Annotated in this window: 17 protein-coding genes; 4 read left to right on the plus strand and 13 right to left on the minus strand. The window is 38.2% G+C overall.

From position 1 onward, the window contains the following. Positions 1-33: 33 nt before the first annotated feature. Positions 34-1,713, minus strand: a complete 1,680-nt coding sequence (locus IGI52_RS10575; protein WP_016179804.1) for a ribonuclease J — start codon at positions 1,711-1,713, stop codon at positions 34-36. Between the two features lie 362 nt (positions 1,714-2,075). Between IGI52_RS10575 and sstT the strand changes: the two genes are divergently transcribed. Beyond that, complete coding sequence (gene sstT / locus IGI52_RS10580) at positions 2,076-3,311, plus strand: serine/threonine transporter SstT (RefSeq protein ID WP_016179803.1); 1,236 nt, start codon at positions 2,076-2,078, stop codon at positions 3,309-3,311. A 246-nt stretch (positions 3,312-3,557) separates the two neighbouring features. Here the strand turns inward: sstT and IGI52_RS10585 are convergent, their stop codons facing one another. After that, a complete protein-coding gene (locus tag IGI52_RS10585; protein ID WP_438782245.1) occupies positions 3,558-4,604 on the minus strand; it encodes an aspartate-semialdehyde dehydrogenase in 1,047 nt (348 codons plus the stop codon). 296 nt (positions 4,605-4,900) lie between these two features. Between IGI52_RS10585 and IGI52_RS10590 the strand changes: the two genes are divergently transcribed. Further along, a complete protein-coding gene (locus IGI52_RS10590) occupies positions 4,901-5,719 on the plus strand; it encodes a hypothetical protein (RefSeq protein WP_438781237.1) in 819 nt (272 codons plus the stop codon). A gap of 54 nt (positions 5,720-5,773) precedes the next feature. Here the strand turns inward: IGI52_RS10590 and IGI52_RS10595 are convergent, their stop codons facing one another. Together IGI52_RS10595 and IGI52_RS10600 are read right to left on the minus strand one after the other, a co-directional pair. After that, complete coding sequence (locus tag IGI52_RS10595; protein WP_438781238.1) at positions 5,774-6,961, minus strand: MFS transporter; 1,188 nt, start codon at positions 6,959-6,961, stop codon at positions 5,774-5,776. 12 nt (positions 6,962-6,973) lie between these two features. After that, on the minus strand, positions 6,974-7,264 hold the full coding sequence (locus IGI52_RS10600; protein ID WP_034875605.1) for a hypothetical protein: 291 nt from the start codon (positions 7,262-7,264) through the stop codon (positions 6,974-6,976). A gap of 216 nt (positions 7,265-7,480) precedes the next feature. On the opposite strand from IGI52_RS10600, the gene IGI52_RS10605 reads away from it, so the two are divergent. Continuing rightward, positions 7,481-8,176, plus strand: coding sequence for a Crp/Fnr family transcriptional regulator (locus tag IGI52_RS10605; protein ID WP_375356492.1), 696 nt, complete (start codon positions 7,481-7,483; stop codon positions 8,174-8,176). Between the two features lie 141 nt (positions 8,177-8,317). Here the strand turns inward: IGI52_RS10605 and IGI52_RS10610 are convergent, their stop codons facing one another. Next, positions 8,318-9,727, minus strand: coding sequence for a L,D-transpeptidase family protein (locus IGI52_RS10610; protein WP_438781239.1), 1,410 nt, complete (start codon positions 9,725-9,727; stop codon positions 8,318-8,320). 178 nt (positions 9,728-9,905) lie between these two features. Beyond that, positions 9,906-12,203 (minus strand): formate C-acetyltransferase, encoded by a 2,298-nt coding sequence (gene pflB / locus IGI52_RS10615; RefSeq protein ID WP_048718635.1) that lies wholly within the window; start codon positions 12,201-12,203, stop codon positions 9,906-9,908. Between the two features lie 647 nt (positions 12,204-12,850). On the opposite strand from pflB, the gene IGI52_RS10620 reads away from it, so the two are divergent. After that, positions 12,851-14,314 (plus strand): helix-turn-helix domain-containing protein, encoded by a 1,464-nt coding sequence (locus tag IGI52_RS10620; protein WP_176675180.1) that lies wholly within the window; start codon positions 12,851-12,853, stop codon positions 14,312-14,314. 19 nt (positions 14,315-14,333) lie between these two features. On the opposite strand, the gene IGI52_RS10625 is transcribed toward IGI52_RS10620, so the two are convergent. The 7 genes from IGI52_RS10625 to IGI52_RS10655 form a co-directional block, all read right to left on the minus strand. After that, positions 14,334-15,734: a glutamate decarboxylase gene (locus IGI52_RS10625; RefSeq protein WP_123864245.1), complete on the minus strand. Its 1,401-nt coding sequence runs from the start codon at positions 15,732-15,734 to the stop codon at positions 14,334-14,336. A gap of 28 nt (positions 15,735-15,762) precedes the next feature. After that, entirely contained in the window at positions 15,763-17,274 is a 1,512-nt protein-coding gene (gene gadC, locus IGI52_RS10630) for a glutamate:gamma-aminobutyrate antiporter (protein ID WP_438781240.1), read from the minus strand. A gap of 254 nt (positions 17,275-17,528) precedes the next feature. Further along, positions 17,529-18,227, minus strand: coding sequence for a helix-turn-helix domain-containing protein (locus IGI52_RS10635; RefSeq protein WP_016179790.1), 699 nt, complete (start codon positions 18,225-18,227; stop codon positions 17,529-17,531). A 67-nt stretch (positions 18,228-18,294) separates the two neighbouring features. Beyond that, entirely contained in the window at positions 18,295-18,948 is a 654-nt protein-coding gene (locus tag IGI52_RS10640) for a hypothetical protein (protein ID WP_438781241.1), read from the minus strand. A gap of 960 nt (positions 18,949-19,908) precedes the next feature. Continuing rightward, a complete protein-coding gene (locus IGI52_RS10645; protein ID WP_256145349.1) occupies positions 19,909-20,043 on the minus strand; it encodes a hypothetical protein in 135 nt (44 codons plus the stop codon). Between the two features lie 234 nt (positions 20,044-20,277). Continuing rightward, complete coding sequence (locus IGI52_RS10650) at positions 20,278-20,982, minus strand: helix-turn-helix domain-containing protein (RefSeq protein ID WP_438781242.1); 705 nt, start codon at positions 20,980-20,982, stop codon at positions 20,278-20,280. Positions 20,983-21,389: 407 nt separating this feature from the next. After that, complete coding sequence (locus tag IGI52_RS10655; protein ID WP_016179786.1) at positions 21,390-22,703, minus strand: NCS2 family permease; 1,314 nt, start codon at positions 22,701-22,703, stop codon at positions 21,390-21,392. Positions 22,704-22,960 lie beyond the last annotated feature (257 nt).

Below are 22,960 nucleotides of genomic sequence, written 5' to 3' on the forward strand. Positions count from 1 at the left end.
ATCGTTTATTGATTGGAGAGTTTACGGCTTCAACTATTTGCGGCGTCCGCGTCGTTGATTGGCTTCCATAATAACCGGCAAGATCACTGGACGACGTTTCGTTTGTTCAAACAAATGACGACTCAACTGATCACGAATATCCTGCTTTAATTTACTCCATTCAAAATCATCGGAATGCAGATGCTTTTCAACGATCTCGCTGGTAATCTCGGCACTTTCCTTGATCAAATCACGACTTGCTTTGATATAGACAAAGCCACGTGAAGTAATCTGCGGGGCAGAGACGATTTTTTTCAGTTTACGATCAATGGTCACTACGACCACAAAAATCCCGTCATCCGATAAAACTTTGCGATCCCGCAGGACGATATTGCCGATATCTCCAACACCGATTCCGTCGATCATGATATTGTCCGCTGGTACACTGCCGGCAGCACTCATATGCTTATTCTTATACTCTAAAACATCTCCGCGGCCAGTAATGAAAATATCCTTGAAGGGAATGCCCATTTCATTTGCTAAGCTCGCATGAGCAGCTAATTGACGATACTCCCCTTGGACCGGAATGAAATATTTCGGTGACATGAAATTCATCATCATTTGCAAATCGCGAGGATTGGCATGACCGGAAACCCGTAAGTTCTCAGAGATGCTTTTTACGATTCCGCCGGCACGATAGATCATATCCTCCGTCTTCGCAACCGTGGTTTCCATTGCGATCGTTGGCGTCGTCGTGATATAGACTAAATCGCCGTCTTCAATTTTCAAGTTGCGATGTGAGCGATTGGCCATTTTTTGCAACGACTTGATTGGTTCGCCCATACGGCCTGTTTCTAAGATGATCAGCTCTTCAGGCTGATATTTCTTCATTTCTTTGATTGTGACTAAAATATCTTCTGGTACCTCAAGCTTATTCAAACGCATCGCTGTTTTGATGATGCGATCCAAATCTTGTCCAGTCAAGACTACCTTACGTCCAGCCTTTTCTGCCGCATTTAAAATTTGTTGAACCCGCTGCAGGTTGCTGGCAACACACGCTACGATAATTCGTCCGTTCCACTCATTGATGGTGTCATAGACTTCACTGGCGATTTCCCGTTCAGAAGCCACTTGGATTGGATTTTCTGCATTCGATGAAGAACTCAACAATGCCAAAACACCCTCTGAACCAATTTCAGCCAAACGACGATAATCTGTCGCATACATTGGGATCGATGTTGGATCAAACTTGAAGTCACCAGTATAAACGATACTGCCTTCAGCTGTTTTCAAGCTAATCCCGACAGAATCAGGAATCGTATGGGTCGTCCGGAAGAAGCTGATAACCGCAGTCCCAAAATCAATCTCGGTATGCTCATCAATCACGTGAAAATCCTTGAATCCTTTACTTTCTTCATTTTGATTCACATTCAGTTTTGCCAGCTCAATCGTTAATTCAGTTCCGAAGACCGGCACGGCCACTTCAGATATGAAATAAGGCAACGCTCCGATCGCATCAGCATGTCCATGAGTCAAAAAGACCCCTGCCACGCGATCCGCGTTTTCAATTAAATAGGTAAAATCAGGAATCACAACATCGATTCCCAATAGTTCATTTTCTGGATACTTCAGTCCGCAATCGAGGACAAAAATATCATTATCCACTTCAACCGCGTACATGTTTTTACCATTTTCACGTACTCCGCTGAAGGGAATTATTTTGACTGTACTCAAAATATCCACCTCTCTAGTTTCTTTATCTATATTAGCTTACTCAGACCCCGTAATCAGTACGGTCTGTGCCTATACTCATTAGTTATTATACATGTTTTTCTAAAAATAGGGAGAGTTAAGCTGAATGAATGAGAGACGAATTAGATGAAACTGTCACGCAATTCTTCGTTCAACTGTAAGAAATCGATGACTTGAGATGCTCAACCGTACAAATGATTCTCAGAGTTACCAACCAATCTAGCAAGCCTGTTATTTGCTAAAAATGGTTCTAAAGAAACGGTTGCAGGTTCCCTTTATTTCAATTAAACTTTAATTGCCATATAGTGCCAAAATAATTAAAAAATGAAAAGGGGTTTCTTGTTTTGTTAGATTTTTTCAAGCAGCTTTCGTTAATCAAGCGAATTGTGATAGGTATTATTCTTGGAGGCTTATTAGGAATATTTCTTCCTCAATGGAGCTTCATTGCAATATTTGGGAGTCTATTTGTTGGGGCTTTAAAAGCGGTAGCGCCATTATTAGTATTTGTATTAATCATGGCCTCTATATCAAAGCATCAATCAACGACTCAAACCTACATTAAGCCAATTATTTCTTTGTATTTATTTACTACCTTATTAGCCGCAACAATTGCAGTATTAGCTAGTTATCTTTTTCCGCTAACTATTTCCTTGCAAGAAGTTTCCGGTTCTCAAGAAGCACCAAAAGCGTTAATCGATGTATTGACCACTATTCTAAATAACATTGTTCAAAATCCATTGCAGGCAATGATTGAGGGAAATTATTTAGGCGTTCTATTTTGGTCGGCTCTAATTGGTTTTGCCTTACGTACACGAAAAAACTCTGTTAAGGAAGTTATTGATGAATTTTCTCTAGCCATTACGGGGGTCGTTCAGCTAATTATCGCTATGGCACCGTTGGGTATTGCCGGTCTAGTCTTTGAGTCGGTTTCTTCAACTGGACTTGCTGGATTAATGCAATATGGGCGTCTTCTGCTCTTGCTGGTAGGGACAATGCTGATTGTTGATTTAGTTGTTTACCCTTTAGTAGCGTTTGTACTAATTAGACAAAATCCGTATCCTCTCGTTTGGTTTTGTTTAAAGGAAAGTGCTATTCCAGCATTTTTCACTCGAAGTTCTGCGGCAAATATTCCAATCAATATGATGCTGGCAAAACGTATAGGGTTAACAAAAGAATCATATTCTATTTCTTTACCATTAGGTGCAACCATCAACATGGGAGGTGCGGCAATTACTATCTCTATCATGACCCTAACGGCTGTTCATACCTTAGGAATCGATGTGCCTTTTAGTTTAACGTTAATTTTATGTGTATTATCCGCATTGTCTGCTTGTGGCGCTTCAGGAATTGCTGGAGGTTCATTATTATTAATTCCATTAGCCTGCAGCCTGTTTGGAATTTCTAATGACATTGCCATGCAAGTCGTTGGTGTTGGTTTCATTATTGGTGTCGTGCAAGATTCTGTTGAAACAGCAGTTAACTCTTCAAATGATTTATTTTTCACAGCTATCGGTGAATTTTATGATCTACGAAAGCGAGGTGAGAAAATAAATTTAAAAGAACGTTTGGCGAATAAATAAAAGCCGTTTCGTTTTCTAAATAAATCTACCAACACGCTGATTGTATTAACTTCACCTAAAAACAAACTTTCAGCCAAACATATCCTCACTTGTGATACTACTCCAGGTATCGCAAGTGAGGATATTCATCGTGGGGCACGTTAAGCTGTCCTGTCTTCAATCGACCCATAAAATTTAATCCTTCCTTTGATGTCAAAAAAAACCTGCGACACCAAACGTCACAGGTCTGAAAATTTGACTATTCACTTACTTTAAAAGTCCCATTTCATACATTGTTTCCGCAATTTGCAAGGAATTCCAAGCCGCGCCCTTTAATAGATTATCTGAAACTACCCACAGATGGACACCCTTTTCCTCATCTGGATCTTTGCGGATACGTCCGACAAACGTTTCCTTTTTGCCAACACAATTCAAGGCCTGCGGATAGATCTGCTGACTTGGATCATCCTCTAATACGGCACCCGGCGCTTTAGCAATGACTTCTTGGATTTCAGCCACTGTCGCCGTTTTCTCCGTCTCAATATAAACGGATTCAGAGTGTCCGCTCATAACAGGAATGCGTACACAGGTTGCTGAAACCTTAATCGAATCGTCCTCCATGATCTTTTTCGTTTCGTTGATCATTTTCCACTCTTCGTTGGTGTATCCATCATCGGTAAATACATCGATTTGCGGCAAAGCATTAAAGGCCAGCGGGTAATGTTTTTTATCTCCTCCGCAAGGCAAAATATCTGCTTTCCACTCATCTAGAGGCTTTTCAGCTAAAAAGTCGCGAGTTTGCTGCTTCAACTCTTCCATTGCTTGATTTCCAGCACCAGATACCGCCTGATAGGTTGAAACTAGCACACGTTTTAACCCATAAGCCTGTCGGATCGGCTCTAACGCCACCATCATTTGAATCGTTGAACAATTGGGATTAGCAATGATCCCCTTATGAGCCCGCAGAGCTTCAGGATTTACTTCAGGCACAACTAATGGTACTTCAGGGTCCATTCGGAAATGACTCGTATTATCTACTACAACCGCTCCGCGTTTGACCGCTTCTGGTGCAAATTTGGCCGATATTCCTCCGCCTGCTGAAAATAAGGCCAGATCGATTCCTTCAAATGAATCTGGAACTAGCTCCTCGATTGTTTGAGTTTCGCCTTTAAATGAAAGTTGCTTCCCAGCGGAGCGCTTCGAAGCCAAAAATTTCACAGTGCCAATGGGCAAGGTGCTATTTTCTAATAGTTTAATCATTTGTGTTCCTACTGCGCCAGTCGCGCCGACAATTGCAACATTCATTTTTCTCATCACAATCACTCTTCCTTTTCATAGTATTTTAACAGTTTATCATATTTGCCTTGAAACGCAAGCGTTCTTTTGTTTTCAATCCCCTCTGATTCCAGCCGCTCTTATTATAATTATTCGATTATTTAAGAAAATGATTTTTCGACCTAAATAACTGATATAACAAAGATAAAATAAACATTCAATTCAATTTATAGGAAAATAAATTAAAAAAAAGGGTTTTTTTGAATATTATTATTGCAGTTTTCTAATAAAGGCTTTAGAATTAATATGAAAGCGTTATTCGTAGGAGGTCAATCATGAACGTGAATGGAGATATCATCAGACAAAAGCGCGAGAAGGTGGGTATAGCGCGAGAAGACTTCAAAACGATTTGTTCTCCGGCTGACTTAGAGTTGATCGAAGACAAAAACATAGGCATTTTAGAAGTCATTCTCGATCTTTGTATGAAACTGGATGTTCCATACCATCATGCTTTCCCAGATACAGTTCTTTTAACGGAAACTTCTTTGTTGGATATTGTTCGTTGTCTGCATCTACGTCAAGAGTTCTCTAGTGTTTTGTTTTTATTGAATACCTATGGCAAGAAAATTTCATATCAAAATGCACGAATCGTTGGTCATCTATTGTATTTTCGCACTTACGCAAATTTATTTGGCAAGCGCGACACAAAAAAAGCTGTCCATTACTTTCAACGCGCCTATACCTTTTTTCGTGATGAAAAAAGGTATGAACTGCTAGTACTTAAAGGATTAGCCACCTGTTATCAAGTAAACGAAGAAAAAAAACGCGCACGTATCTATTTTGAACGTGCTGAGCAAATGGAGGAAAAAATGAATACAAAATTAAAATTAGGTCCATCCTATTACCAGGCAGCTTGCTTCTACGCCGATCGCGGCAACCAAAAAAAAGCTAATGCACTTTGCGACGAAGGTATTCAAACCTTATTAGAGGTAAACGTGACTACTGGATTAGAAGAGCTATTTTTCGAAAAAGCGATCATTCAAGAAAACAGCAGCGATAAAATCGAACTATTAAAGCAAGCCGATTATTATGCCAAACTAAACCAGAATTATGATTTAACCGAAGTCATCCATGAAAAACTGAATAAAATTTAACAAAAAAAGACTGTGCCAAAACGAGCTGGCACAGCCTTTTTTTGTTTCTATTGCTTACGCATCCACAGATTTCTTTGGATGATAAAAGATCATGTATAAAATCGCTACAACCAATGGAATGATCGCACAGAAGATGTAGATATGCTGATAAGTCCCTAGGATTCCTTTAATGGCTCCTAATAAATAAGGTCCTACTCCTAAGCCTAAGTCAAGACCAATGAAGTACGTCGATAATGCGACACCGATTCGAGCCTTTTCAACCAGCTTCAAGGTCACCGCCTGACCATTTGCCATAAAAGTACCGTAGCCTAAACCTACAAACGCTCCGGCAATTAACAAGACAACAGCATTGCCTGTGAAGGCTAAAAGAACCAAGCCAATCGTCAAACAAATAAAGCTTGGATACATCACAGAATTTTCTCCATGCTTGTCAAAAATTTTTCCAGACATCGGTCTTGTGAGAGTAACCACCAAGGCATAAACCACAAAGAAAAAGGCGCCTGCCGTAACTAAGTGCAATTGATCGGCATAAATAGACAAAAAGCCTAGGACACTGGAATAGGCGATCCCAATCAAAAAGGCGATTCCCGCAATAAATAAAACCTTCAGTTCAACAAAACTTTCTAAGCTAAAGGTGTTGATTCGAGCACGATGCTCCTCTGATAATTCGATATTACTTACTTCAAATTTGAAGCAGGCCAGCATCGTAACAAAGGCGAGAATCACCGCAAGAAGAATGATAGCCTTAAAACCAACCATCGGTAGCAGCAGTAACCCGATAAATGGTCCGATCGCTGCTGCTAAGCTGGTACTCAATCCATAATAGTTGATTCCTTCCCCATATTTAGCCTCTGGAATATAAGCAGTAACGATCGCATTAGCCGCAGTAGAAACCGCTCCGTAACCAAAGCCATTTAAAAACCGTACGCCATCTAAAATAAAAATATTGGTGCTGATCAAATATGCAGCAGTCGTGATTAAATAAAACAATGCCCCATAGCGTAAAACCGCTCGTCGCCCGAATAATTCCAATTTCTTGCCAATGTACAACCGTGCCAGTAGTGTACCGATAATATAAATACCGACAGCGAAGCCCGCTTGAGCGGTGGTTGACCCTAAGCTTTGTGTTGCATATTTTGCCGTTATCACAACAAAACAGTAATAGACTAAAAAGACTACAAAATTGATAATCGTGATGGTGATAAATCCTTTATTGAATAACTTTTCTTCCTTAATTTTCATTACCTACTCTCATTAATATGCGATACGCTCATTTAACTTCTTTAAGGTTGAGATTTTTTCTGCGACCTTATTGTAATTTGATGGATAACGATCCACCGCCTGACTAATAAATAAATCCCGCGTATAGTCAAAAGCTGATAAAAAGGCGGCCAGACTTTCGTCATTTTCAAACGAATAATCTCTCCTCAACATCAACGCATTTTGATACGCATCATTTAAAAAGACCAATACCGCTTCTTTTTCAAATCGTACCTGATAGGCTGATTCCAATCGTTCAATCATTGCGCTTGTCCATTTTTTCATAATAAACACTTCTCTTTCTTTCAAATTTTCTGATCACGCTTTGGGTTGTTCGACTTACTTGATTGATTATACGGATAGAAAAAACAGCGGGAAATCAGCTTTCATATTAAAAAAAGACGTAAATTTTTTTTAACAAAAAAGGACATTAACATTTGTTACTATCTTTTTTAACTAGCCTTTTAATCAAACAAAACGTCTACTTGTGATAAAATGTCAATGAAAATTTCAACAATTCATGGAAGGAATAAAGTAAAATTGGATAATACAGCTTTAACAAACTACTTAGAACAAAAAAAATTCCCGATCGTTAGTAAAGAATACAAAAAGTATCTGCTCTATGAAGGAATTCAGGACCATCATGTGTACATTTTGAAAAGCGGCGTCATCAAGACGAGTGTCGTTTCCAGAGATGGTCGCGAATTCAATTTGGAATACATCAATGAACTCGAAGTAGTGTCATTGTTAAAGGACGAGTACTCTCAATTCATCGACGCTCCCTTCAATATTCGGATAGAATCCGAAAAGGCCGAACTCTACCAGATTGACCGCGTTGAATTTTGGAAAGATATCAATCAAAATCGTGAACTCCAAATCTATGTCAAAAACTATTACCGAGAACGGCTGATGAAATCCATGAAGAGAACTCAGCAAATGTTAATGAATGGCAAATTTGGGGCTGTATGCAGCCAAATCTATGACCTTTACGACAAATTTGGCATAGAATACCAAGATGGGGTCTTGATCGACTTCGTAGTGACCAACGAAGAAATTGCCCATTTTTGCGGTATCAATGCTGCCAGCAGCGTCAGCCGGATCATGCATCAACTAAAAACCTGTGGTGCGATCAAAATGCATGACCATAAAATATTTATCAAAAATATCGAGCTGATCAAGGACAATATTATCTTTTAAAGCTTGAACTGCTTTATTTGTAGGAAATCATTTTTACAACTTGCAAAAAACAAAAAACAGGAGCCGTGACCAAAGATTTGTCATGGCTCCTGTTTCTGAATAAACGGTGTTCCACAAATAACTTCTGGTACAACCTCTGTTTTAGATTTCTGTTCCATACTCTACTGGTTTGTCCCATTCACCTGGCGCGTCATCATAAGCAAGGCCATAAATAAAAACAGGCATTCCGATGTAACTATACTCATAAATTTTCGCCACTTCAGATTTCGGTGTATTGACACACCCATAGCTTCCCAAATCCGTTTTAAAGGCGCCGGGCTGACCGAAATACTGCAGCTTATGATCTGTATCATGAAGACCTATCTCAGTAATCGTCTGACCATAGCTTAGTAACGGCATCCAATAATCAACAGGCACATTATAGGTGCCATCCCCATTTGTTAAGACACCGCTCAAATCAACGTTTCGCCGTTTGTCCATCACCGTATGAAAACCGGGAACAGTTGCCGTTCCTTTATTGTAGCGGCCTGTAATCACATCCGTTTCGACTACTAGCTTGCCATTGTCAAAGCAGTACATTTTTTGATTATCTAAATCAACTTCTATGTAGTTTTTTGTAACATGTAGGGGTTGTTTTTTTGTATCGCCCTTGAGTACCAGTTGAATAACTTTAGTATCGGGTTCCTTTAGTTTTTCAGCGATTCTCTTCGCCGATTGTTTAATATCAATAAACCAGCCGTAATTCCCCACATTTTTAAAACGCAGATGTTGCCCGTGGACATTTGTAAAATCCACCGATTGGTAAATCGTTGAATATTCCCGTTCCAAATCTGCTACCCACGCTGTTATCAGCTCTTGGTCAAAATTTCCCTGATCATCTACTGAAGCGGCCAACAGCTGTTCAGTCAGGGGAATCGTTTGTTTGTTCAGCTTTAGTTTTATCTTACGCTTCCTGACCATTTCCAAATTCTGGGTGATTTTTTGCCGATTCAAATCCTGCGTTGTAATCTCAGGTTCTCGATAATAATTGGCTAACTCATATTCTGTTTGTAGTGTTCCTTCTTCAAAGGCTTCACAGAGTTCCTTGCGCAGTCGCGTAGAATCTACCACTGTGCCGCTTTTTTCTGACTTGATCTCGAATTTTTGATTGGTATAAATGATTTTGGCATTTTGCGCTTCTTTTCCCCCGAGAAAGGAGGCGCGGTTAATTGCCTCAGCTAATCGATCTTTTGCGCCTTTTTTTATGGGCAGACTGAATTCTCCTCGGCGAATATTCTTCTTCAAATAATCCTTTTGAATCTTATACGGCGAAGCGACTTGAAGTTTGATTGTTTGATACTCCCCCTTCAGCTTAATTTCCACCTGCTTTGTTTCTTGCTGAATTTTTTCTTCAGCCGCCTGAACGGACAACCCGCCCACAGGTACATTCGCCACGACCGACCCAAAATAAAAATGTGAACCAAAGTAAGCATAAATAAGCATGAAAAAGACCATTGCCCCCGCAACGATACCAACAATTCGCACCACCCATTGACTTTCATACTCCTTCAATCACTATCACCCACTTGCTTAATAATTATCAATAGTATAGAACAATCAACTAATATTTTATTTAAAAATCACAATTATTAATAATTTTTAACATTTTTGGTAAAAAAGAGGTTCTGAGGCTGCATAATGAGCCTCAGAACCTTTCAAAAATTCTATTTTGCTAAAAAATATTTTATTTTTACATTTTTGTGTGGTCTGTACGTGAGATTACGTCGCGACGTTGTTCTGGTGTTAAGTCACGGAATTTCACGGCATAACCAGATACACGAATCGTAAAGTTCGCATATTTAGGATTATCAATATCTTTGTCCATTTCCTCTAGCAATTCACGACCAAAGACATTCACGTTCAAGTGGTAGCCTCCCTTATCGAAGTAGCCATCTAATACTTGACGTAGATTGTCTATCTGCATTGCTTCGTCATCTGTCCGGCCTAATGCGCCTGGATTGATGGTTTGTGTATCTGAAATACCGTCTTGCGCACAAGAGTAGTTCAATTTCGCAGTTGAGTTCAATGAAGCCAACAGACCGTTTTTCTCACCTAAGAACTTACCATCTTGATAGCTTGGGTTTGCTCCTGGTGCCAATGGTTTACCTGCACGACGGCCATCTGGTGTATTCCCAGTATTTTTACCATAAACGACATTTGAAGTAATCGTCAACAATGACAAGGTTGGTGTTGAATCACGATACGTGTGCTGACGTTTGATTTGCGTCATGAAGTATTCAAGAATCCAGTTCGCCATTTCGTCTGCTTCGTCGTTATCATTTCCGTATGTTGGGAATTCGTTTTGCGGAATATAGTCAATTGCCAAGCCATCCTCATCACGGATCACTTTTACGTTTCCGTGTTTGATCGCCATCAATGAATCCGTTGCGTGAGAAATGCCTGCAATACCGGTCGCAAACGTACGTTTCAAATCTGTATCCATCAACGCTAATTGTGGTGCTTCATAGGCATATTTATCATGCATGTAATGAATCACATTTAAAGTATTCACATATAATTCTGCTAACCAATCCAAAACATCTTTGTAGCTTTCCATGAATTGATCAAAATCAATGCTGTCGCCTTCTAATGGACGGAAACGCGGACCAACCTGCATCTTCGTCATTTCATCAACGCCGCCGTTGATTGCATAAAGCACTGCTTTAGCCAAGTTGGCACGAGCGCCGAAGAATTGCATGTCTTTTCCGATAACTGTCGCGGATACACAGCAAGCAATCGCTGCATCGTCAGATCCCCAGTATTGACGTAATAGATCGTCATTTTCCAATTGGATCGAAGAGCTTTCTTTCGCTACTTTTGCTGCATAAGTACGGAAGCCTTCTGGTAAATGCGATGAGTACAATACTGTCAAGTTTGGTTCTGGTGAAGGTCCCATATTTGTTAAGGTATGAAGGATACGGAAATCATTTTTCGTTACTAATGAAGAACCGTCCATGTTCATCCCTGCTAATGACAATGTCGCCCAGATTGGGTAGCCAGAGAATAATTGGTTGTACTCAGGCGTACGAGCAAATTTCACCATACGTAATTTCATGATCAAATGATCGATCATTTCTTGCGCTTCAAATTCAGTGATCAAGCCACGATCTAAATCACGTTGGATATAGATATCTAAGAACGCTGAAATACGACCGATTGACATTGCGGCACCATTTTGTGATTTGATTGCTGCAAGGTAGCCGAAGTATAACCATTGGATTGCTTCTTGAGCATTATTAGCAGGCTTAGAAATATCATAGCCATAGCTTGCAGCCATTTCCTTCATATCAGCTAATGCGCGGAATTGTTCAGAAACTTCTTCACGTAATTGGATCACGTCATTGGTCATTACTTTACTGCCGACGTTTTTCCAGTCTTTTTTCTTTTCTTTCATCAAGAAATCAATACCGTATAATGCGACACGACGGTAGTCACCGATAATGCGGCCACGACCATAAGCATCTGGAAGACCTGTGATGATTTTATTTTTGCGAGCTAAGCGCATTTCATCTGTATAAGCATCGAAAACACCTTGGTTGTGTGTCTTGCGCCATTTGTTGAAGATGAAAGACATTTCATCGTCTACTTCATAGCCGTTTGATTCTAAGGCTTTGTTGGCCATGTTGATTCCGCCAAATGGCATAAATGCTTGCTTCAACGGTACATCGGTTTGTAAACCAACAATCTTTTCTTCTTCCTTGATCAAATAACCAGGCTCATGGGAAGTGATGGTCGCAGGCACGTCGTTGTCCATATCATAAACGCCGTTTTGTTTGTGCTGAACTTCAAAAAGCTCTTGTAATTTGTCCCATAATTTTTCGGTACTCGGAGCTGCGCCTTCTAAAAAGCTGTCATCACCTTTGTACTCTGTGTAATTTCGTTTAATAAAGTCTAGCGTATTGACCTCATGCTGCCAGCGGCCCTCGTTAAACCCTTCCCAAGGATTTTCTGTTTGTTCTACAGTTTTTTTGATTGTTGTAGTTTCCATAATAGCACTCCCTTGTTAAATAGTTTCAAATTAATTTAAAATGATTATAACAAAGGAATCAGTTTTAAGAAAGGGCTTTTTTGACTTCTTATCTCTACAAAACCTTTTAAAATAATGATAATTATCTTATCAAACACCATGACCTGTTACACTTTTCACTATAACAGATGACGTAATTGATAATGACAGTTTCTACTTGATACGAGAATTTGCTCAGTAATATACAATTTGCAACCGTTTGTTGACTGAAAAACAGAGAACTAATACAGACGGGCTTGTGAAATATTTCTCCCCTCAAACTCTCATAATCGACAAAAATTTATTTCAAAAAAATTTTGTCTCATTATTCTAGCAGTTCATTCTAATTCACTAAAAAAAGGTTTTCACTGTTATCCAATAGTTTAATTAACCCGTCAGTTACTAAGTTCAGCTCTATTCTAAAGTTTTTTAATAACTAAAATTATTCTTAAATAAAAATACTTAAATTTATTTTAAAATCAGCATTGTGATCCCTTTTAGGCGTCCGTCTTCATTATTTTATTTTTCAGTCTAAAAAAATGACGAGTTCTCTAGCCTAGAAATATTCAAAGCAACGAAATTGGTATACAATATCAATCATATGTGTGTCGTTACTAAGGAGGTACTTTATGCTAGAAAGGTATATTGAAAAAAATATTTTTCGTCAGGTTTATCTCTGCCAACAGCTGTACCAAAAGAAAGAAATCACTTTACAAGCGATGGCCGAACGTTTAAACGTCTGTACACCTACGATTACTAACGATCTCGAGGCTCTAAAAGAATCTTTCACACAGGAGATTATTTCATTTGAGCGGACCAGAAATACCTGCAAACTATTTTTTGATCCCGCTTATTCATTATTAGAATTAACGCAACGGATTTACCGACGCTCCGATTTTTTGCGTGTTCTAAACGACTTTTTGATTGGAAACACCCACTGGTCTGAGATCGCGGAAAAAGAATTTCTATCGACTAGTAAAATTTATCAGCTTCGAGCAGATATTTTTGATTTTGCTGATGAGCTTGGCTATTCGTGTTCAAAGCAGCAGCTGAAACTGCCTGAAAAAGATCTACGCTACTTGCTTTTGGCTATCGCAAGATACACTGGTGAACGTTCCGCCATCCCATTCAATAAAATGATTGCTTCAGCTGCTGAAGAATTGATTGATTATGTCGAGGAACACTTTTTCGCACGTGATTACCCGGAAAGCGAGCGAGAAATCATCATTTTAGGCATTCAGCTCAGCAATCACCGTGCCCGACAAGCGACCATTACTTTTTCAGATGAAGACAAAATCTGCGCACAGCAAACACCTTTATTTGGATTATTACGTGAAGGCTTGAAAACCTTAAAATCAACAATTTGCGCTAATGAAGAGGAACTATTTTTTATTTATTCACTTTTCAATGCAAGAAATTATCTTTGCAACAATTTGGAATTGCTGCAAAAAGATTTTGACGTGGTGTATCAAAATCATATCAAGCGCTATCCTGAAATCGAAAATCTGCTGCAAGAATTACGTTCCTCTCTAACGATCTCACCTGACAATGAATTGCTTTTGAAAAAGGCCTTTCTCCCTTTTATTCGTTCTACCTGGGGAGACATGCAGCTTTTCCAGCCGGATCTGATTTATCTGTTAGATAAAGAACAGCTGGTTATTTACCAAAAAGTACAAAAAATCTTAGAAACATGGTCTGCTACTTGCCAAACAACTATTCATTGGAACGACAATCTCATTCGCAAAATGACGTTAACCCTCGATCTGCTGCGCAGAAACACCTTTGATGAAAAAATCGAATTGTATATCGTCGCTTCTTCTGATTTCAATTTTTTATATTATCGTAAACAGCTGGAAGCCTTGCTGGATGATCATTTTCTTATTAGCACGATGATCTATAATACCTTGAATGAAGTAGTGGACGATACTTTCTTTTGCTCAAGACGAGTCATCGTTTGTGACACCGCACTTTACCAGGCGGACTTAGGCAGTGAGAATACATTAATTTTTCCTGTTTCACCTAAAACAATCGATCAAACCTGTATTGAGATCAACCAACTCGCTCGTCCATACGAAAGAAGCCTGAAAGAATAATTTTCCTTCAGGCTTCTTTTTAATGAGTAAATCCATATGTTTTGATTTCTGCTTTTTTATGATAAACCACATGCGCTTGATTCAAAGCGTCAATTGCTTCTTGCATGTCTTGAACATAATCACACGCCATGTTCATACCAAAATCAGCTCGAATGACCAGACGTTGAATGATTTCTTTTTCCAGATTTTGAGGTAATGGATACGCGGGCACTTGCCAGCCTTTCATTAACAGACGGTCTGCCAAATCATACAAGGTCCATTCACGTGTTGGATCTTCTTTTAATTTATAGCAAACAATTGGTAGTTGAGACCCATCATTGACGATTTCAAACAATCCGGTTTCTTCAATTGCTTTGGCTAAATACAGTGCTACTTTATGGGTACGTTCATGAATAGCCTTGTAGCCATCAAAACCGTATCGTACAAAATTATAATATTGACCAATTAATTGTGCGGCACTATGAGAAAAATTAATCGCCATCGTTGGCAGCTCCCCACCTAAATAGCTTACTTTGAAGATTAATTCTTTTGGCAAATATTGTTGATCACGCCATAGAACCCAGCCGACACCTGGGTAAACCAATCCATACTTATGACCAGATGAATTGATTGAGATGACATTCTTCAAGCGGAAATCCCACACTAAATCAGGTTCAGTGAAAGGTGCGTAAAAACCACCTGAAGCAGCGTCTACATGAATATACACCTTATAATCTGTTTGTTTATTGTATTCTTCGACTAAGTCATTTAGTCCTTTAATATCATCATAACGCCCAGTATAAGTAATTCCCATGATACCGACAATTCCAATAGTATACTCATCAACATAGTCCATTACCTTATCTAAATTGATCGACATATGTTCTTGGTCTAATGGCACTTCCCGCATTTCAATATCCCAATAGACACAGAATTTTTCCCAGCAAACTTGGTAACCAGATGAAATAACTAAGTTCGGTTTTTTCGCATTGAGATCCAATCCTAGCTTTTCCGCACGTTTACGCCAAGCAAATTTCATTGCCATGCCACCTAGCATACACGCTTCCGAAGAACCAATGGTTGACGTTCCCATAAATTTTTCGTTCTCACTGGCATTCCAAAGATCAGCGATCATATTCACGCAGCGATTTTCGATTTCTGTTGTGCGAGGATATTCTGATTTATCAATCGCATTTTTTTCTAACGTTTGACTCATTAGCTTCACTGCTTCTGGTTCCATATAGGTTTGACAAAATGTGGCTAAATTTAAACGAGCATTTCCTTCATCCAGCATTTCATCTTGAACTAATTGATAAGCGATTCGTGGTTCGATTGATGCTTGATTCAATTTATATTTTGGCAGATCAACTTGTTCGCTTTCTGAACCAAAAATTGGTTCCAAATATTCTGCTTCATCACGATTTTCTTTTCCATATAACATGAGTAAATCCTCCTAAAAATGTCTTTATTTAATGTTTCAATGTGTGTTCTTCTTTTTGAACAATTTGATGTTCTCCACGAGCTGCTGGATAGATCGCTCCATTCACATCTCCTGCTTTCATGTGAACAGGCTCCTCGATCGTTGTGTGTCCATGCTTGTCGTGCAATTCATAAATAATAAATGGTAAAACTACCGTGATCACAAAACTAATCAATAAAATCACTTGGTAAGTTCGATCTTCGTTCTTAGCAATGGAAGCTGGAGGAACAAAGGAAATCAACAAAGCAAAAACTGATAATAGTAGTCCGACACCAGCAATGATTGTCTTTCCAATTGTTTTTCCAGGGACGTTATAGGTTCGTTTCAACTCTTGCTTTTTATATACCAAAACAAAATAACCGATAAAGAATAAAAGATAGCCGACCAAGTAAATCACTACCGTTAACGAAATCGCAACGAGGAAGGATAAATTATTTCCACCGCCGCCAAAGGTCAATACTGCACCCCAGATTGTGACGATCACGCCTTGGATCATAATTAATGGCACAGGAACCCCATGCGTGTTGGTCTTACGTAAAAAGTTAGGCAATAGCCCACGCTGTGCTGCCGCAAACATCCCGCGAGAAGGACCAACTACCCATGAACTTACTTCACCCATCACACCAAAAGCGATCATCAAAGCAATGACTTTAACCAGCCAGCCTAAATGACTGTTAAAATGCAAAATCAATGATTGAAATGTTTGGATAACTCCAGCGCTTAAAGATAATTCTTTTTGGGGAATCACTGCAGCTACAGAGAAGCCACCGATCGCATCTAAGGCAATGGCCAGGATAACCAATAAGATCATCGCTAACGGGTAATTTCTCTTGGGATTTTCCAATTCATTGATATGGGAAGCGGATGCCTCAACACCCATATAAGCCAAAATAAAGGAGACAAAAACGACTAAAGTTGATAACTGTGAAAAATCTGGGATGAATGCTTTTTTACTAATAGCAATTTCGATAGGATTTCCTCCAATGAAGTAAGCCGCTGCCAACCCAAATAAAATGACGGACGGAATAAGGATACCGGCCACAAATCCTGCTTTCGCAATTTTTGCCGTTCGTTGTGTGCCGCCTAATTGCGAGAAGGTCAGCCCCCAGAAAATGACTAGTAAACCGATATATTTCAATAAAGGGTCTGTATTCAGTGCTTGGAAATTCAATACATAGGACAGCGCACCTAAAATGAAATAAATCATGGTCACGAAGCCAACAGTAATTTGAAACCACTGAAAGAAGATCGCAGCAAAGCCAAATCGCTCACCTAACGTTTGGCTGACCCAACTGAAGATCCCACCGTTTTGCCAACCTTCCACCGTGGACATCTCTGCTGCACATAACGCCACCGGCAAAAACCATAAAATGCCACCTAGCAATAAAAAGAAAACCAGGTGCAGCTTCGAAGTAGCAAAGGTCGGATATTCGTACACCGTTAAGACCATCGAAGCCGTCAATGCAAAAAAGCCAAATAATGATAATTTTTTCTGATTCATAGAAACGCTTCTTTCTCTTTTCATTAATTAATTAGCAATGAATGATTCAGGAAAAATATTTCAAAGAATATTGATAAATCATTTTAGGCACCTCTTTTCTTACAAGGAGAAGTATATATAGGATTTGGAGGACTTTTTTCTAGATTTTTTTCATTCAATCATGGGCAACCTAAAAAAATATGGAATTTTTTCCAACAAAAAAAGCCCTAGCCCTCTTCCTGTGATAGGAGAAAGCTGAGACTTTTAACTTTTAACTACATACTGTATTCCTTAATATGCTCATTCATCAAGCCATTCGGAACATCATGGAGACGATAGCCATTTCCCCAATACGTAATAATCCGAACATTATCGATGTGGGCGTGAGCGATTTTCTTACGAATATTTCCTACTGCCGTAGACATTTGGACCAAACGCGATTTGCTGACTTCGTTGTTCCAAACCTTATTACACAGCTCATCTCTGGAAATGATCTTTCCGCTGCCCTCTGCCAGTGCACTGATAATTTTCTTTTCAATATTATTCAATGAACTATAGAAAAGAACTAAGTCTTGTTTCTTCATTTCAGATTGTCTGACGAGCCCTTTAGAAATCGACTCTTGATGCCCTCCACGCTTATCGCTTAACAGCAAGAACTCTCTTAGTTCCGTTAGCGTACAATCAATCGATAAACAATGGCTTTCATCAATATTAGGTACGGGTTCATCCGTACGCCGTAAATAGTGCAAATCCTTTTCCAAAACAATGGGCAATATTTCATTAAATTCCTGATTTGTCAATGTTTCACTAAAGATGACAATATCAAATAGTGATAAAATATCTTCAAAATAATTAGGTTTATCCACATCAAAAAATTCTTTTAAGACAAAAACTTCATAGTCTAATCGTTGCAGTTCATTTTGAAACTCTTGCTCGATGATAATATTTCTAGTAAGAATAATTACTTTTTTCATCGTCCTACACTCCCATCTTTACTCATTTCCACTTTTACACCCGTTAACTCCACTGTCGAAAGTTCATTTAGTTTTCTAAACAACGAAGACTCTCTTTTACATCATCAATAATCTCTTGCGGTATATTGTTCTTTTGCTTCAATACACTATTCAAACGTTCCATTAGACTCGACTCAATATATTTTGCCTGTTCCTCTGCCTGTTGAATAATCTTACGACTGGTTGTCGCAGCAGCTAACAATGTGTCTGCAGCATCCGCTTTAACAAATAATTCCAAAGTAGCATCGTTTTCCTGATGAAACAGATAATCAAACAATTGTTCACTCCGATCACACTCAAACATATATTGTTCTAAAAGACGTTCATATTTCTCCTGTAAATCATTGATCTCCATCGTTTTTCTAGAAGAATCACCACATGCGCTTGCCTGCTGACGCTTTGATTTTCTATGAAGGACAAAGCGACGCCTTTCTAGATTGTCCTTATTATGATAGACAACGATATCTCTAGATAAAAAGATAGGATGATCCTCTAGCTTCTTTGTCACTTCTTTCAGTCGACAGCGGTATGCTGAAACTTTTTCCTCCAGTGCACCGCGTATCCCTTCCAGTTTTTCGATTTGCTCCAGGAGTTCCTTGTTATGTATCTCCAAATCGTCAACCTTATCCAACAATTGTTCTTTGCTATTATCAGTTACACTAAAAACATCAAAATTTCCCATGCTGGTCTCATCTCTCTTCTTTGTGATTAAGATCAAAAGATAGCTGCTTCTATATGTATGTTTTTTGACTTATTATGTAAAACCGTCTTGCTTTTTCTGAGTGAACCTTCTCTCGTAACAAAACCATCAGAAGCTTATCTTCTATTTACTAACTATTGATTTTTGCGCTATTTCCCCTAAAATCTCTCCTTATTCTCCATCTGATACCTTCATATAGAAATAAACAGATATATCCTATATTTACTCTCGAATGTAGTTTGGCCACTTAATTGTTATCATTTTGAATTTGCTAACATTACGAAAACTCGAACATATCTGCAAAAAGCCATCAGCAATCCTCTTAGTTATATAACTTGTAAAAGTCTTCAAGGTAATTCTAATTCAAAAAGTATAATAATTATTTTTTATTTTAAATAAATAATTTTTATGTTTTATTATACATCTATTTTTTAAAAAATTATAAAATATTTTTATAATAAATCAACAGTATATTAACTTTTTGCGAAACCTTTTTTTTAAAATCATTTTTGCTCATCGAAATTTTTAACCAATTACACATTTAGCAAAAATATTTCAAATTCATCATAATAATTTCTGGAAAACCAATATAAATAGCTACATGATAATCATTCCTTTAAAATAATGCTCCCGTTAATTCCTATGATGTTCTAACTACATTTGTATTTATGACAAATCAAAAACTGAATTTTCTATTCCGAGGGATAGAGTTAGTCGATTGATTTTTCATATATTTCTTGAAAAAAATAATAATCCCCCTCAATTTAAAAATATAACATAAACAAATTTTTATTCATTAAATATAAATATTTATCAATTAACCCTTTGAGCAGCTTGATCCTTTTTTAGTTATTTTACCCAATAATACACTTCCTAATCATCTTACATCGATTCTAAACTGGGAAACGTATTCTAATATAAGAAATAAATAATCATGACTCGCTAAAGAAAAAAGCCCTTAATCATGGCATTTACATACTCTTTGATCCACTGATTCCTTAATAGTAATGATTCTTTGATTGGTTCATCAGTTAGGATTTCCTTTTTTTCATTATAAGTAAATTCTAAAAAAGTCATTCTCCTTTATTCTGTCTGAATTTTTTATAATATTTTGACGATTTTTCAATGTATTAATATAAAGCACTATTGGCAATGCGCTGCATAACACTTACGAATACACATAAATAAAAAAAGTGCCTTTCCGTTTCACACATTCGAAACGAAAAGCACTTTCATTCTTATTTGATAAATAGCTACAAAAAACGTATTGATTGTTAGGAAAAAAGCTAATACTTATTTACAGAGACCAATTTAGCGAACGATCGTTGTTGGCTCTTGCACAAAATCATCTTCTAAATAATCGAAAAACTTTTTGTTCAGACGATATCCTTGACCCCAAACAGTTTGAATCGCTTCCTCGCCAAATTCATTTCCTATTTTCTCATTAACCTTTGAAACAACCTTCGAAAGACTTGCTAAAACAGACTTCGTTGGATCTTTCTCCCAAATTTGTCGACTGATTTCTTCACGAGGGACGGTTCGGTCTCCCGCCTGAATTAAATAGTAGACAATCTCTTTTTGTTTCAACTTCAAATTTAGGTCAGACAATTTTTGTTTGACTGACACTTGTTGGACATGTGCGGCATCTTTACTTGCCAAGCTTGATAATTCAGCAAGCAATAAAATTTCCCGCACGCGTTCCAAATCAGAATTCATTGGAATCCACGCATCAAAAGGAGAAGAGCCTTCTTTGTCAAAATTACTATCTGCTGCTCGACGAAAAAGCTTGATGTTTCCCTGCGGCAGTTGCTTGATTACCTCATAAGCCTCTATATCATAGATGGTCTCGCTAAAAATGATTCCCTCAAATTGAGTAAGAAAAGCTTTGTCAAACGAATTTCTTTTTAACATTGTTAACATATTGCTGGAACAATATACCTCGTTGCCTAACTGTTTCAATTGTCGCTCAAAGTTTTCCTCATATAGCGGAACCTTTGTTAGAAGTAATAATTGCATACCTTCATCTCCTTTAAAATTGCTCTTTCCCAGCGAACACCTTTTCCATATTAATAGCCCTATCCAGCATCACTGAAGGCATACCTTAATAAAATCCGAAAATTAACCCGAAATATCATTTAATGCCTTAAAATAGAAAAACATTTATATAGATAGATTATATTATACTGTTAATTTTAGGTCAATTTTTAATTTGTAAATAATAAAAATATATGCTTACCGTTTTAATGATGAAAGTCATAACCAAAAGAACGCTATCGCTACCTATTTAATATCCAATATTACTTAAAGTAAGACTAATACTCTTAAAAAAATAGCATTTAAGTCCTTTAACAAGACAATATGATTAAAAATAAAATTTCCACTTTATGGAGAAATAGAAATAAAAATGACAACTCAGTTAAATTTTATTTTACATTTAGTATCCACATGAAGCCGATAAAGACAAAAAATAGTCCATACATGATCGGAGAAACTTCTTTCCCACGTTTCGCGGCAATCATCGTGATTGGATAAAAAATGAAGCCTAAGGCAATTCCGTCAGAAATACTATAGGTCAGCGGCATACCAATCAGAATCAAAAATGAGGGAATCGCGATCTCTAATTGATCCCATTTAATTTCACGTAACGATTGAGCCATTAATACTCCTACAATAATTAACGCTGGTGCGGTAACCTGTGAGGTCACAACTGACAGCAGTGGTGAGAAAAACAATCCAAAAATAAAGAAAGCCCCTGTTGTAATCGCGGTTAATCCAGAACGTCCACCAACTGCAATCCCTGCTGAGGATTCTACATAGGCTCCTACTGGTGAGGTTCCTAGCAGTGATCCAGCTAACATCGCCGTGGAATCTGATGCCAAGGCCTTGCCGACTCGCGGCATTTTATTGTCCTTCATAAAGCCCGCCTGATTAGCTAACCCAACTAAGGTGCCGGCCGTATCAAAGAAGGTTACTAATAAGAAGGTCAATACAACCACCCAAAGCTGAAGCGTGTTGATATCTTTTACATGCTTTAAAGCAACTAGGAAGGTTGGCTTCAAACTAGGTGCTGCCGAAATAATCTGTGTTGGTGCTTGAATCAATCCTGTGACTAATCCTAATAATGTTGTTGCCACCATACCGATAAAGATTCCTCCCGGCACGCGACGTACCATCAGAATTGCAGTCACGATCAAACCAAAGATCGTTAACCAAGTGGTGCCGACACTCATTGAGCCTAGCCCAACCAAGGTGGACTTATTCGCCACGATGATGCCGCCTTCGCTCAATCCTAAAAAGGCGATGAATAAACCAATCCCACCAGAAATCGCATATTTCAAGTCTGCTGGAATCGCATCAATGATCATTTCCCGTAATTTAAAAATAGTGATTAAGATAAAAATCAAGGATGCCACGAAAACGCCAGCTAACGCTGTTTCCCAACGAATCCCCATTCCAATGCAGACAGAATAAGCGAAGAAAGCGTTGATTCCTAACGCGGGAGCCGTTGCGATCGGATAGCGAGCTAGAACCCCCATCAGGATACACCCTAATGCACTTGCCAAGGCTGTAGCAGTAAAGACTGCGCCTTCGTCCATTCCTGACGCGCCCAATACGCTTGGGTTAACAAAGAGAATATATGCCATCGAAATAAAGGTGGTAAAACCCGCCAAAATTTCTCTTTTTACTGTGGTGTTCAATTTTTCAAGTTCAAAATAGGAATTTAATTTTCCTTTCATGATACTCCTCCTATATTCTAAAAATGTTCGTAAAATAATAGCTTGTTTTTCCAAACAACGAGGATAATCATATAATAAAGCAGATAATAAGTAAACAATAATATATAAATAGATTAAAACACGAACATTAATAAAAAAAACAACGACTTCTATTGAAAACCTTTCCCTTGGCTTAAACAAACTATTGGACAAAATTCTCAAAGCTCGCTATTTTTGAAAATGGTTGATCTAGTTTTTATCCTCTACTTGATCGAAAA

It is taken from the genome of Enterococcus sp. DIV0187 (assembly GCF_051713785.1).
In the GTDB taxonomy this organism is placed as follows: domain Bacteria; phylum Bacillota; class Bacilli; order Lactobacillales; family Enterococcaceae; genus Enterococcus_A; species Enterococcus_A avium.